The organism is Telluria sp. ZB4P34, from assembly GCF_059686055.1.
This window is the reverse complement of record NZ_JCASIF010000024.1, coordinates 33,126-46,438: the sequence shown is the minus strand read 5'-3', so window position 1 is coordinate 46,438 and position 13,313 is coordinate 33,126. Positions and strand designations below refer to the sequence as shown.

At 65.4% G+C, this 13,313-nt stretch carries 12 protein-coding genes; 7 read left to right on the top strand and 5 right to left on the bottom strand.

All coding sequences use genetic code 11. The features are described 5' to 3' along the window. Window positions 1–304: 304 nt before the first annotated feature. The 4 genes from AC56KL_RS22400 (at window position 305) to lpxC (ending at window position 3,267) form a co-directional block, all read left to right on the top strand. The gene (locus AC56KL_RS22400) at window positions 305–808 is read left to right on the top strand and encodes a peroxiredoxin (protein WP_497182390.1); all 504 of its coding nucleotides are present in this window, start codon (window positions 305–307) and stop codon (window positions 806–808) included. A gap of 152 nt (window positions 809–960) precedes the next feature. Next, entirely contained in the window at window positions 961–1,410 is a 450-nt protein-coding gene (locus AC56KL_RS22395; RefSeq protein WP_497182389.1) for a GNAT family N-acetyltransferase, read from the top strand. A 35-nt stretch (window positions 1,411–1,445) separates the two neighbouring features. Next, entirely contained in the window at window positions 1,446–2,288 is an 843-nt protein-coding gene (locus AC56KL_RS22390) for a DMT family transporter (RefSeq protein WP_497182391.1), read from the top strand. A 43-nt stretch (window positions 2,289–2,331) separates the two neighbouring features. Then, entirely contained in the window at window positions 2,332–3,267 is a 936-nt protein-coding gene (gene lpxC / locus AC56KL_RS22385; RefSeq protein WP_497182388.1) for a UDP-3-O-acyl-N-acetylglucosamine deacetylase, read from the top strand. Between the two features lie 54 nt (window positions 3,268–3,321). Here the strand turns inward: lpxC and AC56KL_RS22380 are convergent, their stop codons facing one another. Beyond that, window positions 3,322–3,789 (bottom strand): DciA family protein, encoded by a 468-nt coding sequence (locus tag AC56KL_RS22380; RefSeq protein ID WP_497182387.1) that lies wholly within the window; start codon window positions 3,787–3,789, stop codon window positions 3,322–3,324. 321 nt (window positions 3,790–4,110) lie between these two features. Between AC56KL_RS22380 and secA the strand changes: the two genes are divergently transcribed. Then, the gene (secA, locus tag AC56KL_RS22375; RefSeq protein ID WP_497182386.1) at window positions 4,111–6,894 is read left to right on the top strand and encodes a preprotein translocase subunit SecA; all 2,784 of its coding nucleotides are present in this window, start codon (window positions 4,111–4,113) and stop codon (window positions 6,892–6,894) included. Between the two features lie 81 nt (window positions 6,895–6,975). On the opposite strand, the gene AC56KL_RS22370 is transcribed toward secA, so the two are convergent. The 3 genes from AC56KL_RS22370 to AC56KL_RS22360 form a co-directional block, all read right to left on the bottom strand. Further along, a complete protein-coding gene (locus tag AC56KL_RS22370) occupies window positions 6,976–8,442 on the bottom strand; it encodes a DUF4214 domain-containing protein (protein WP_497182385.1) in 1,467 nt (488 codons plus the stop codon). Between the two features lie 156 nt (window positions 8,443–8,598). After that, complete coding sequence (gene alr, locus AC56KL_RS22365) at window positions 8,599–9,702, bottom strand: alanine racemase (RefSeq protein ID WP_497182384.1); 1,104 nt, start codon at window positions 9,700–9,702, stop codon at window positions 8,599–8,601. Window positions 9,703–9,709: 7 nt separating this feature from the next. Next, window positions 9,710–10,999: a D-amino acid dehydrogenase gene (locus tag AC56KL_RS22360; protein WP_497182383.1), complete on the bottom strand. Its 1,290-nt coding sequence runs from the start codon at window positions 10,997–10,999 to the stop codon at window positions 9,710–9,712. A gap of 107 nt (window positions 11,000–11,106) precedes the next feature. Between AC56KL_RS22360 and AC56KL_RS22355 the strand changes: the two genes are divergently transcribed. Together AC56KL_RS22355 and AC56KL_RS22350 are read left to right on the top strand one after the other, a co-directional pair. Further along, window positions 11,107–11,592 carry an Lrp/AsnC ligand binding domain-containing protein gene (locus AC56KL_RS22355; RefSeq protein ID WP_497182382.1) on the top strand — a complete coding sequence of 162 codons (486 nt, stop codon included), beginning with the start codon at window positions 11,107–11,109 and terminating at the stop codon, window positions 11,590–11,592. A gap of 109 nt (window positions 11,593–11,701) precedes the next feature. Further along, window positions 11,702–12,271, top strand: a complete 570-nt coding sequence (locus AC56KL_RS22350; protein ID WP_497182381.1) for a hypothetical protein — start codon at window positions 11,702–11,704, stop codon at window positions 12,269–12,271. On the opposite strand, the gene AC56KL_RS22345 is transcribed toward AC56KL_RS22350, so the two are convergent. Further along, a complete protein-coding gene (locus tag AC56KL_RS22345) occupies window positions 12,268–13,293 on the bottom strand; it encodes a MerR family transcriptional regulator (protein ID WP_497182380.1) in 1,026 nt (341 codons plus the stop codon). The two genes, AC56KL_RS22350 and AC56KL_RS22345, sit on opposite strands and share 4 nt — an antisense overlap. Between the last annotated feature and the right edge of the window lie 20 nt (window positions 13,294–13,313).

The window sequence follows — 13,313 nt, the reverse complement described above, 5'->3', positions numbered from 1 at the left end:
TTGCTCACACTGGACTCCAAACGATTCGGAGTCGACAGCATGAGCTATCTAGCAAAAGCGGACATTTCAACTTTGCTAGATCCGGACATTACAACTTTGCTCTAACAGGGTGGGCGGCTCTGCCGCCCGCGCGTTCGACTCACGGTTGTTCTGCCACGACGCCGGCCCTGGCTGAACGCGTGGGCGCTTGTGATGCCGGCCATTGGCCGAAATCACCCCGCCCACCCTACGAAGAACCTATTCTGCAGACTCGTGAGACATCGGCGATAATTGCCGGATTCTCAAAACACAACAAGGACACCCCATGACCATTCAAGTCGGCGACCGCCTGCCGGAAGGCACCCTGTCGGAATTCATCGAAACCGAAACCGCAGGCTGCTCGCTCGGCCCGAACACCTTCCAGGTCGCCGACCTGGCGAAGGGCAAGAAGATCGTCATCTTCGGCCTGCCGGGCGCTTTCACCCCGACCTGCTCGGCCCAGCACGTGCCGGGCTACGTCAAGCACGCGGATGCGCTGCGCGCCAAGGGCGTCGACGAGATCTGGTGCATCTCGGTGAACGACGCCTTCGTCATGGGCGCCTGGGGCCGCGACCAGAAATCGACCGGCATCGTGCGCATGATGGCCGACGGTAATGGCGACTACTCGAAGGCCCTGGGCCTGGACGCCGACTTCTCGAAGCACGGCATGGGCACCCGCTGCAAGCGCTACTCGATGCTGGTCGAAGACGGCGTCGTGAAGGGACTGAACGTCGAGACCGCCGGCTTCGAGGTGTCGAGCGCCGAAAAGATGCTGGAACAACTGGGCTGAGAGCGCCTAACAATCCCCCGATAGCTGCGTTGCATCGTCTCGCCGTACTAGCGTACTGTCTTCGACGATGCGCCTTGCTCTCGGGGGTTTTTTAGACGCTCTAAAAGTCTTAACATTCCTGCAAACGGCGCTGCGGCGCCGTTTTTTATCCCATGCTCATCCATGCCGAATCCCCCGACCAGCCCGAGGTGCGGGCCATGCTGGACCAGCTCGACGCCTACTGCGCCGCGCTGTATCCCGCCGAGTCGAACCACCTGCTGGACATCGCGTCGCTGATGCAGGACGGCGTGCTGTTCCTGGTCGCGCGCGATGTCGAGGGCAGGGCGGCCGGCTGCGCGGCCCTGGTCAGGCGCGATGGCTACGGTGAGGTCAAGCGCATGTTCGTCGACCCGGCGCGCCGCGGCGCCGGCGCCGGACGCCAGCTGCTGGACCAGCTGACCGTGTTCGCTCGCATGTCCGGCCTGCAGGTCTTGCGGCTGGAAACCGGCATCCACCAGCCGGAAGCGATCGGCCTGTACGAACGCGCGGGCTTTACCCGCTGCGAGCCCTTCGGCGCCTACCGGCCCGACCCGCTCAGCCTGTTCATGGAAAAAAGCCTTTGAAGCGTCCCGCCGGAAATCTCTACAGCATCTACGCGATGATGCTGGCCGTGTTCATGTTCGCGCTGATGGACACGGTGATGAAAGTCCTGTCGCAACGCTACCCGGCCATCCAGGTGGCCGCGCTGCGCTCGCTCACCTCGCTGCCGCTGATCATCGTCTATGTCGGCCTCAAGGTCGGCTATGGCGACATCTTCCGCATCCGCTGGCCGCTGCACGTCCTGCGCGCGGTGCTCGGTATCGCAATGCTGAGCTTTTTCGCCTTCGGTATCCGCAAGCTGTCGCTGGCCGAGGCCTATACCATTTTCTTCATCGCGCCGGCGATCATCACGGCGCTGTCGGTCTGGTTCCTGAAGGAGCGCGTCGGCGTGGCGCGCTGGATCGCCATCGCGGTTGGACTGGGCGGCGTGCTGGTGGTGCTGCGCCCGAGCGGCGCGGGCTTTCTCACCATCGGCGGCCTGGCCGTGCTGGGAGCGGCGGCCATGTACGCGGTCTCGGCGATCACGGTCGGCATCCTGGCGAAGACCGACCGCAGCGAGCACATGGTGTTCTGGCTGATGGTGATGATGTCGGCCGGCGCCGGCCTGCTGGCGGCGCCTGGATGGGTCGGCATGGGCATGGGCGACATCCCCTTGCTGCTGGGCCTCGCGCTGACCGGCTTCATCGGCCAGCTGGCGATCACCGAAGCCTTCGCCAGGGGCGATGCCTCGAGCGTAGCGCCCTTCGAATACACGGCGCTGGCCTGGGCGGTGGGCCTCGACTGGCTGCTGTGGCAGACCCTGCCGGACGGCTGGACGGTGGTGGGGGCGGCGATCATCATCGGCAGCGGCATGTATCTGATTCGCCACGAAAAAGTGCATGTGGAGTCCGACCACCCGTAAGGGGGCGTCAGCGCTACGGGAAACGCTGGGCTATAATCGGCGGATGCTGAAACAACGAACCATCAAACAGGTCGTGCGCACCACCGGTGTCGGTGTCCACTCGGGCACCAAGGTCGAGCTGACCCTGCGTCCGGCGCCGCCGGGCGCCGGCATCACCTTCCGCCGGGTCGACTACGATCCCATCGTGGCGATCCCGAGCGCGGCCGACGTGGTCGGCGAAACCCGGATGGCGACCGTCCTCATCAAGGACGGCGCGCGCGTCTCCACCGTCGAGCACCTGATGTCGGCCTGCTACGGCCTGGGCATCGACAACCTCACGGTCGACGTGACGGCCGAGGAAATCCCGATCATGGACGGCTCGGCCGCTTCCTTCGTGTTCCTGCTGCAGCAGGCCGGCCTGGAAGAGCAGGATGCGCCGAAGAAATTCATCCGCGTGCTGAAGGACGTCGAGATCCGCCAGGGCAGCGGCAACAACGAGAAGTGGGCGCGCCTGTCGCCCTACGACGGCTTCAGGCTCGACTTCTTCATCGAATTCAACCACCCGGCCGTGGACGGCACCATGCAGCGCGCCTCGGTCGACTTCGGCGACGTCTCCTACGTCCACGACGTGGCGCGCGCGCGCACCTTCGGCTTCATGCAGGACGTGGAAACCTTGCGCGGCATGGGCCTGGCGCGCGGCGGCTCGCTGGAAAACGCGATCGTGATGGACGAGTACCGGATCCTGAACGCGGACGGCCTGCGTTATGAAGACGAGTTCGTGCGCCACAAGATCCTGGATGCGATCGGCGACCTGTACATCGTCGGGCACCCGCTGCTGGCCAGTTACACCGCGCACAAGTCGGGCCACGCCCTCAACAACGAACTGCTGCGCAAGCTGCTGGCCACGCCGGATGCCTACGAGTGGGTGGAGTTCGCTTCGCTGGGCGAGGCGCCGCCATCCTACCTGCGGCAGATGACGAGGGAGTGGGCGCAGATGTGACCAAGGAGCGCCTGACAAGACCCCATGGGGGAATTGTTGGGTGCTCGAGGCGGATTACTTCCGCTTCTCCGCAAGCCTCCTGAGCGCCGCCACCAGGTCCTTGTTCTGGCTGGTCTCCTCCAGCGACTCGGCCAGCTCCTCGAAGGCCTGCACTGCCGTCTTCGGCAACTCCAGCGTGCGCATCTGCGGCTTCTCGTCCGGCATGGCGCGGCTCACCTGCACCTTCAGCTTCACCGCTTCCACCGCCCAGCCGCGCCCTGCGAGCGCCGATTGCAGCTTGGGCAGCATCTGCTTCATGCGTGCCGCCACGGCCGAGCTCGGCACGGCGAGCACCAGCAGCCCGTCCTGAAAAGAAATCACGTCGGTGTTGCCGGCCATCACCGGCAGGATCGCTGCGCAGTCGGACTGCAGGCGCGCCATGCGCATGGCGGCGGGCAGCAGGCTGGCCATGCGGTCGTTCTTGCGCAGGAAGTCCGTCGCGACGATCGAGGTCTGCCGGTTCTTGGTACCGTAGATATGCACGGGAGCGTGGGAAAATAAAGGAAAGCGGATGGAAGGAAGGCGTATGCCCGCAACATATCACAAAGCGCATGCGCTGCGGATCAAACGTACAGCCTGGGCCTCTCAGGGCGGGCGGAATCGCGGACAATGTGGCGGAACGCTGCCGGCTAGTGCAATTTGATAACATTCACCTGCTCAGCAGACTTGTTATCCTGCCCATCGTCCCCAAGTGTGGCCGGATCGCATGATAAAATCAGTAGCTTTTTGCCATAGGCGGTCTTCGGCGAGCCATCCAGGCTTTCCCCGGGCTCTTTTTGCGGCGTAATTTTCTAGAACACAGCAATGTCATTCCTGACCCAGATTTTCGGCAGCCGTAACCAGCGACTGCTCAAGCAATACCAAAAGACCGTGCGCCAGATTAATGCGCTCGAGCCCCAGATGGAAAAGCTGTCGGACGCCGAACTCCAGGCCAAGACTCCCGAGTTCAAGGACCGCCTGTCCAAGGGCGAGACCCTCGACGATATCCTGCCGGAAGCCTTCGCCGTCTGCCGCGAAGCCGCCAAGCGCGTCATGAAGATGCGCCACTTCGACGTGCAGCTGATCGGCGGCATGGTTCTGCACCAGGGCAAGATTGCCGAAATGGGCACCGGCGAGGGCAAGACCCTGATGGCGACCCTGCCGGTCTACCTGAACGGCCTGTCCGGCAAGGGCGTGCACGTCATTACCGTCAACGATTACCTGGCCCAGCGCGACGCCGAGTCGATGGGACGCCTGTACGCCTGGCTGGGCTTGAGCACCGGCGTGAACCTGTCGCAGCTCGACCACGACAGCAAGCAGAAGGCCTACGCGTCGGACATCACCTACGGCACCAACAACGAATTCGGCTTCGATTACCTGCGCGACAACATGGTCTACGACGTGCGCGAACGCGTGCAGCGCAGCCTGAACTTCTCGGTGGTCGATGAGGTCGACTCGATCCTGATCGACGAAGCCCGTACCCCGCTGATCATCTCCGGCCAGGCCGAAAGCCACACCGACCTGTACCAGCGCCTGAACGCGCTGCCGCCGCTGCTCACCCAGCAGATCGGCGAAGAGACCCCGGACGGCAAGGGCAAGATCGAAGTCCCGGGCGACTACACCAAGGACGAAAAAGCGCACACCGTGCTGCTGACCGAGGCCGGCCATGAGCGCGCCGAGGCCATCCTGACCGAATGGGGCCTGCTGCCGGAAGGCGCGTCGCTGTACGACGCCGCCAACATCACCCTGGTCCACCACCTGTACGCGGCGCTTCGCGCCCATGTCCTGTACCACAAGGACCAGCACTACGTGGTGCAGAACAACGAAGTGGTGATCGTCGACGAATTCACCGGCCGCCTGATGACGGGCCGCCGCTGGTCCGACGGCCTGCACCAGGCCGTGGAAGCCAAGGAAGGCGTGCGCATCCAGAACGAGAACCAGACCCTGGCCTCGATCACCTTCCAGAACTACTTCCGCATGTACGGCAAGCTGGCCGGCATGACCGGTACCGCGGATACCGAAGCCTACGAATTCCAGGAGATCTACGGCCTGGAAACCGTGGTGGTCCCGCCGAACAAGCCCTCGCAGCGCAAGGACCGCCAGGACCAGGTATACAAGTCGGCCGAAGAGAAGTACAACGCGATGTTGAACGACATCCGCGACTGCTACGAGCGCGGCCAGCCGGTACTGGTGGGCACCACCTCGATCGAGAACTCGGAACTGCTGTCGGGCATCCTGACCAAGGCGAACCTGCCGCACAACGTCCTGAACGCGAAGCAGCACGCACGCGAAGCGGAAATCATCGCGCAGGCGGGCCGTCCGAAGATGATCACCATCGCCACCAACATGGCGGGCCGTGGTACCGACATCGTCCTGGGCGGCAACGTTGAGAAACAGATCCAGCTGATCGAAGCCAATCCGGCGCTGGCGGACGCCGACAAGGCAGCCCAGTCGCAGCAGCTGCGCGACGAATGGCAGTCGCTGCACGACCACGTGGTGGGCGCCGGCGGCCTGCACATCATCGGCACCGAGCGCCACGAATCGCGCCGGGTCGACAACCAGCTGCGCGGCCGTTCGGGCCGCCAGGGCGATCCGGGTTCCTCGCGCTTCTACCTGTGCCTGGACGATCCGCTGCTGCGCATCTTCGCGGGCGACCGCGTGCGCGCGATCATGGACCGCCTCAAGATGCCGGAAGGCGAACCGATCGAAGCGGGCATCGTGACCCGTTCCATCGAAACCGCCCAGCGCAAGGTCGAGGCCCGCAACTTCGACGTCCGCAAACAGCTGCTGGAATACGACGACGTCGCCAACGACCAGCGCAAGGTGATCTACACCCAGCGTAACGAGCTGCTCGAGTCAAGCGACATGGCCGAGCTGATCGCCTCGCTGCGCACCGGCGTGTTCACCGAGCTGGTGCGCCAGTACGTGCCGGCCGAGTCGGTGGAAGAGCAGTGGGACATCCCGTCGCTGGAATCGGTGCTGGCCGCCGAATGGAGCCTGGCGGTGCCGCTGCAGAAGATGCTGGCCGACGATCCGAACCTGAACGACGACGACATCCTCGAGCACGTGATCAAGGCGGCCGCCGCATCCTACGACGACAAGGTCGCGGTCGTGGGCAAGGAATCCTTTGGCGGCTTCGAGCGCAACGTCATGCTGCAGAGCCTGGACACCCACTGGCGCGAACACCTTGCGGCGCTGGACCACCTGCGCCAGGGCATCCACCTGCGCGGCTACGCCCAGAAGAACCCGAAGCAGGAATACAAGCGCGAAGCCTTCGAACTGTTCAGCAGCATGCTGGACATGATCAAGAACGAAGTGATCCGCACCGTGATGACGGTCCGCATCCAGTCCCGCGAAGAAGTGGAAGCGGCGGAAGCGGCAATGGCGGCCCAGGCTGCGCAGCTGGAAAACCTCAACTTCCAGCACGCCGACTTCAACCCGTCGGCGGCGCCGGAAGAACTGCTCAATCCGAACCCGGTGCGCGCGGACTCGGCCGCGGTGGCGGCGGAAGACCACAGCACCTACATGGGCGTGAAGGTCGGCCGCAACGATCCCTGCCCGTGCGGCAGCGGGAAGAAGTTCAAGCAGTGCCACGGCAGGCTGGCCTGATCCTGGCATAAGCGCAAGTCGCTGGAATGAAAACGGCCGGGTGCACACACCCGGCCGTTTTTTTATGGGCTGCCTGCTCGCTCAGGCGCCGGGCAGGCTGAATTCCATGCCGTTCTGGATGGTCCCGATGACCTGGGCCTGGTTTTCCGGCGACTCGCTGAAGCTGGCCAGCACCGCTTCGCGGGCGGCGCCCTTGTTCAGCGCGGCGACCCAGAAATCGAAACCGGCCTGCTCATACGGGCGGTGCAGCACGTTGGCATACAGCCGCGTCACGAAGGCCTCGTTGGTTGGATTGGCGCCATACAGCCGCACGAATTCGGTGCTGTCGATGAAGCCGGCGGCCACTGCCTCCAGGCCGAAGCCTTTCTCGAGCGCCTGCATCCAGAAGCCCATTCCGCCCTTGTCCGGCGCGCGGTCGAAGGCCGCCTGGTAGACGCGGTAGGCCTTGCCGGCCGCGCCGTCGACGTCGAAGGCGACGCCGTCGGCGCCGAAGAGCACGCGCTCGACATTGCTGACCGTGTCCACGCCGCCGTTGCCGCTGACGGTGAAGCCGGCTGCCGTCTTCGCGATCGTGTAGGCGCCGCGCACGCCCTGGTAGACCAGCGTGTCGATGCCTGCGCCGCCGTCGATGCGGTGGCTGTCGGAGGCGACGATGATGGTGTCCCGGCCTGCGCCCGCCTCGGCATGCAGCATGCCGCCTCCGCCCGCCAGGGTGATCGTGTCGTTGCCATCGCCGGAAGCAACCGTATGGATTTGCTTCAGTACGGCGGGCAGCTCGACGCGGATGCTGTCGTCTCCCGGGGAGGCGGCAGCTAGCGCCAGCTGCAGCGGCGAAGCGAGCCCGGCGCCGTTCACCTGGGCTGCCAGGCCGCTGGCCACGACGTGGCTGCCATCCAGGTACAGCATGTCGACCCGCGCAAGGCTGCCGTCCACGGCGAGCTCGCTGTTGCCGTCGCCGATGCTGCGCACATCGCCGGACACCTGGAACACGCCGTCCAGGTTGAACGAACGCAGCAATTTTTCGGGGGTGAAGCTCAGCTTGAAGATGCTGCCGCTCAGCATGCCATTTTCATCGACCGTGATCGTTCCCTTCGCATCGAGCTTGCCGTTGCCCAGGACCGCGTCGTAATCGGATGACGAAGCCGGGTAGAGCGACTCGACCGTGATCGATGTCGTCAGGGAGGACAAACGCGTTGCCTGGGGCTTGGCGCCGCTCAGGTCATAGCTGAAGTTGTAGATGCCGCGCTGCTCGGACTGGCCTTCGCCGGGCACGAACAGGCGTGCGCCGGTGGCCATGGCCGTCCCCTTGAGTGCCCCCGGCGTCGCGGAGTTGATGCCCGTAAACTCGTCGAAGGAGCCGTCGGGGAAATTCAGCCGGAACGTGCCGTTGTTGAAGGTGTAGCCGCTGACGTCGGCGGAGTCGTCCTGTACGCCGGCGGCGGCATCGGCCAGCATGGATAGCAGGCCGCGGAAGAGACTGCCGGGCTCAGCCGCTAGTGCGGCGCGGTCATAGGCTGCCTGCGTAAGTTTGATGTCGATCGTTGCCATGAGAACTCCCTATAGACGGTGCAAACCACATCGTAGAGAGTCAGCAATATTCGTGCCTTGGCCAAGACCTGGTTTCTTATCAATGGTTTGCGAGGGGAAGCGACTGTTAGTGTTCCCCGCGTGTAAAAAACCTCGACACCTGTCCTTGCCGTACGCTCAGGCGTAGACCCGGTGGAAACGGCTGCCCAGGCGCGTGAGCACCTCGTACCCGATGGTTCCGGCCAGCGCCGCCACCTCGTCGACGGGATGCGATGCGCCCATCAGCTCGACCTCGGCCCCGGGAGCGACGCGCTCCGGCGCGATGTCCGTCACGTCCAGTCCCATGCTGTCCATCGACACCCGCCCGACGACCGGCACCTTGACGCCGTCGACGAAGGCGAACCCGCGCCCTGACAGCGAACGGAACCAGCCATCTGCGTAGCCCACCGAAATCGTCGCGATGCGGCGCTCGGCCGCGCACACGTGGTGCGCGCCATAGCCAACCACGTCGCCCTCGCACACGCTGCGCACCTGCACGATGCGGGCATGCAGCGACACCGCCTGCCTGAGCGGATTCGGATGGCCCGGTCGCGGGTTGATGCCGTACAGGGCCGCGCCCGGACGCAGCAGGTCGTAATGGAAGCCGGGGCCGAGGAACGCGCCGGAGGAATTGGCCAGGCTGGCCGGCACCCCCGGGAACAGGGCACGCAGCGCGTCGAAACGGCGGCGCTGCGCCTCGTTCATCGGGTGCGGGGATTCGTCCGCGCAGGCCAGGTGGCTCATCACGAGGGTAGGGGAAACACCGGCGAGCCAGTCCTGCTCTGCCGACAGGCTTGCCAGGTCGGCCGGGGCCATGCCCATGCGCGACATGCCGGTGTCCAGCTGGATCGCGGCAGGCAGTTCGCGCCCGAGCGTGCGGGCCAGCCGGCGCCATTCCTGCAGTTGCCCCGGGTCGTTCAGCACCGGGCGCAGGTCGTACTGGAAGCAGTCCTTCGCGGTGCCCGGCGGCGGCCCGTGCAGCACGTAGATGGCGCAGTCCTCGGGCACCAGCTGGCGCAGGCGGATGCCTTCGTCGAGGTGGGCGGTGAAGAACACCTTGCAGCCTTCAAGCGCCAGCGCGGGCGCCACCTGTTCCATGCCGAGCCCGTAGGCATCGGCCTTCATGACCGCCGCGCAGGCGCCTTTCGTCATCCCGGCCAGGTGCCGGTAGTTGCTGCGGATCGCACCGAGGTCGACCGTCAGCCGCGCCCCCGCACGGGACGCATCCACGGAATCAGCCATCGCCGGTTTACGCCTTGACCAGTTCCGGGGTGGCGCCGCGCTGCGTCGTGCCGGCGTAGCGGAACACCGCCAGGTCGTCGGCGCGGATCGCCGGCTTCTTGCCGCTCACCAGGTCGGCGATGACGGCGGCCGAGCCGCAGGCCATGGTCCAGCCCAGGGTGCCGTGGCCGGTGTTGACGAACAGGTTGCGCAGCGGGGTGGCGCCGACCACCGGGGTGCTGTCCGGCGTCATCGGGCGCAGGCCGGTCCAGAACGACGCCTGGCGGGTGTCGCCGGCGCCGGGGAACAGGTCGTTCACCACCATCTCGAGCGTCGCGCGGCGCGCCCGGTTCAGGTACTTGCTGTAGCCCGCGATCTCGGCCATGCCGCCCACGCGGATGCGGTCTTCGAAACGGGTGACGGCGATCTTGTAGCTCTCGTCCAGGATGGTCGACACCGGCGCACGGTCCGCGTTCGTGATCGGTACGGTGATCGAGTAGCCCTTGAGCGGGTAGACCGGCAGCGTGAACTGGTCCTTCAGCAGCAGGCGCGAATAGCTGCCCAGCGCCAGCACGTAGCGGTCGGCGCTCAAGGCGCCCTTGTCGGTGCGCACGCTTGCGATCTGGCCGTCCTTAATGTCGAGGGCCTGGATATCGGTGTCGAATTCGAAGCGCACGCCCAGGTCGCGCGCCATCGCGGTGAGGCGGGCGGTGAACAGCTGGCAGTCGCCGGTTTCGTCGTTCGGCAGGCGCAGGCCGCCGACCAGGGTGGCGTGATTGCCCAGCGCCGGCTCGGCCTTGCCCAACTCGCGGCCCTGCAGCAGTTCGTACTCGACGCCGGCCTGGCGCAGGACCTCGATGTCCTTGCCGGCGCTCTCCAGCTGCTGCTGGGTGCGGAACAGCTGGATCGTGCCGAGGGTGCGGCCTTCGTATTCAATGCCGGTCTGGGCGCGCAGTTCGCGGATGCAGTCGCGGCTGTACTCGGCCAGGCGCACCATGCGCTCCTTGTTCACGGCGTAGCGGTCGGCCGTGCAGTTGCGGTACATCTGCCACATCCACTGGAGCTGGAACAGCGAGCCGTCCGGGCGGATCGCCAGTGGTGCGTGCTTCTGGAACAGCCATTTCGCGGCCTTCAGCGGAATGCCCGGCGCCGCCCACGGCGAGGCATAGCCCGGCGAGATCTGGCCCGCATTGGCGAAGCTCGTTTCCAGGGCAGGGCCGGGTTGACGGTCGATGACGGTGACGTCGTGGCCTGCCTTGGCCAGATAGTATGCGGTGGTCACGCCGACCACGCCGCTGCCCAGTACGAGAACGCGCATGTGCTATGTCCTGAATGAAGAAATGCCGGATTTAGAAAAGATTGCCATCATACCGCCCCTAATGGAATAATGGTTTCTGTTATCACACGGGTTTTCAGTAGAAATTCATGCGCGTCCAGAAGAGTTCCAACCGCGTCCTCGACAAGATCGACCTGCACATCCTGTCCGTGCTGCAAATGGATGCCCGCATCGCCATGAAGGACCTGGCCGAGCAGGTGGGCCTGTCGCTCACGCCCTGCATCGAGCGCGTCAAGCGCATGGAGCGCGACGGCGTGATCAGCGGCTACCATGCGCGCGTGAACCCGCAGGCCATGGGCCTCCAGATCCTGGTGTTCGTCGAGATCACGCTGCACCAGAAATCCGAAAAGGCCTTCGACCGCTTCCGCCGCGCGATGCTGGGCATCCCCGAGGTGATGGAGTGTCATCTCGTATCTGGGGACTTCGACTACCTGATCAAGGCCAGGATCCCGGAAATGTCGGAATACCGCCGCCTGCTGGGCGAGATCCTGCACGTGGCCGACGCCGGCCAGTCGAAGAGCTATGTGGTGATGGAAGAGCTGAAGGAGACGCTGGCGCTGTCGATCCCGCGTTGAACCGCGCCATGCTCAAGCGCCGCGCATAAAAGCGCGCGCCAGGGCTGCGCTGGCGATCCGTCGGGACGCCGTTCGGGTTACGATGAGGCTTCGACCAGGCGGAGGGGGCATGCAAGTAGCACGATGGATCCTGTTGGGAACAGTACTGGCGCTGGGCACGGGAGCTGCTGGACAGGAGGGCAGGCATTTCGCCCCATCCGGCTTGTTCGAGATTCGCGCTACGGCGGATCTTGGCCTTCGCCATCCCGATGATGGCGCCGTATTCCAAAAGCCTGAGCTGCTTTGCTCGAAGACCGCGCAAAGGCCGGGGTTGCCGCAGTTGATGCGCGACAGCGGCTGCACGGACGTATCCGGTGTGCTGCAAGGCGACCGCGTCGTGTTCGACAGTACTTGTCCCTGGGGGCGGGCAAGTTTCTCGGTCCGCCAGGTGGACGACCAGACCTGGGAAACCATCCTGGAGGAAGAGCGCCACCCTGCGACGAGCGGCGCCGGCCTGCGAACCCATCCGGAGATACGCAGGATGATGGCCAATGTGGCCCGGAACGGTGATCCGGAAGAGCGCGAAGCCGCAGCGCGTACCCTCGCCGAGATGGAGGCGAAGGAGCCTGGCGTCGGGAGGGCGCCCATTCGCACCAGGGTGGTCCTGCGCATGAAGCGGGTCGCGCAGGACTGCGACTAAGCAGTCGGCGCGCGCAAGCGTTCTCCGGCCTTGCGCAGGAAGGCGACCAGGTCGTCGCCGATGCCGGTGCCCAGGTGCAGCATGGGCTCGACGCTGCCGGCCCGGCGGAACTGCGCCACCACCTCGGGATCGTCGCCCACCATGTCGTGGAACAGCGCGAACCAGCGCCGGGTGAGCGCCAGGGCATCCCCGGACTGCGCCTCCGGATCGGCCGCCATGCATGCGCGGATCTGCATCGCCAGTTCGATCCACTCGTCCGAGTGGAAGGCGTGGTGGCGGCGCATGCGCTGCATGGTCGCTTCCGGCAGGTAGCGGGCGTAGATGGCGAAGCGCATCTCGGCGATCGCCGTGCGCATATAGGCCAGCAGCGCAGGGTTCAAGCCCATGTCCTTCTGCGCCTGCGCATCCTGCCCGCTCATGGCGGTGAGGCGCAGGATGAAGGCGGGATCGCCGCCGCTGTCGCGCTCCACGCAGCCCACCCAGCGCTCGGCAAAGGCCTTGGCCTCGCGCGCGTCCGGCGCGACGCCGCGGTTCACCAGCGACTGCGCATGACGCACCAGTTCGCGCCATTCGGCTTGCGCCTCGGGGTTCTGGTACAGCGGCAGCCGCGCCAGTTCTTCCTTCGTAAAGTATCGTTCGTACATGTTCATCTGCTCCAGAGTGCTTAGCCAAATGGACAGATCCGTTTCCTCGCCGGCGGCCAGGCGCGTGCGCAGGCGCAGCAGTTGATCTCGCATGCGCGCCGCCTCCGCCATCTGCCGGTCGAGGCTCGCCAGCTGGCGTTCGACGATGGCCAGCGGCGAGGCCGAGGGACTGTCCAGGTAGGCACCGATGTCGGCCAGCGCCATGCCGAACGCGCGCAGTGCCTGGATCTGCTGCAGGCGCGCCACGTCGTCGCGGTCATAGAGCCGGTAGCCGGCATCGGTGCGCGCAGAAGGCGAGAGCAGCCCGATGCTGTCGTAATGGTGCAGCGTGCGGACCGTCAGTCCGGCGCGCGCCGCGAGTTCTCCCACTTTCAGCATCGTTCAGCTCCTGTTCTTCA

What these genes read in the sequence shown, in the direction of transcription:
- lpxC (WP_497182388.1), top strand. Translation starts at nt 2,332, where the DNA reads ATGCTGAAACAACGAACCATCAAACAGGTCGTGCGCACCACCGGTGTC.
- AC56KL_RS22360 (WP_497182383.1), bottom strand. Translation starts at nt 10,999, where the DNA reads ATGCGCGTTCTCGTACTGGGCAGCGGCGTGGTCGGCGTGACCACCGCA.
- AC56KL_RS22395 (WP_497182389.1), top strand. Translation starts at nt 961, where the DNA reads ATGCTCATCCATGCCGAATCCCCCGACCAGCCCGAGGTGCGGGCCATG.
- alr (WP_497182384.1), bottom strand. Translation starts at nt 9,702, where the DNA reads ATGGCTGATTCCGTGGATGCGTCCCGTGCGGGGGCGCGGCTGACGGTC.
- AC56KL_RS22355 (WP_497182382.1), top strand. Translation starts at nt 11,107, where the DNA reads ATGCGCGTCCAGAAGAGTTCCAACCGCGTCCTCGACAAGATCGACCTG.
- AC56KL_RS22345 (WP_497182380.1), bottom strand. Translation starts at nt 13,293, where the DNA reads ATGCTGAAAGTGGGAGAACTCGCGGCGCGCGCCGGACTGACGGTCCGC.
- AC56KL_RS22370 (WP_497182385.1), bottom strand. Translation starts at nt 8,442, where the DNA reads ATGGCAACGATCGACATCAAACTTACGCAGGCAGCCTATGACCGCGCC.
- AC56KL_RS22390 (WP_497182391.1), top strand. Translation starts at nt 1,446, where the DNA reads ATGATGCTGGCCGTGTTCATGTTCGCGCTGATGGACACGGTGATGAAA.
- AC56KL_RS22350 (WP_497182381.1), top strand. Translation starts at nt 11,702, where the DNA reads ATGCAAGTAGCACGATGGATCCTGTTGGGAACAGTACTGGCGCTGGGC.
- secA (WP_497182386.1), top strand. Translation starts at nt 4,111, where the DNA reads ATGTCATTCCTGACCCAGATTTTCGGCAGCCGTAACCAGCGACTGCTC.
- AC56KL_RS22400 (WP_497182390.1), top strand. Translation starts at nt 305, where the DNA reads ATGACCATTCAAGTCGGCGACCGCCTGCCGGAAGGCACCCTGTCGGAA.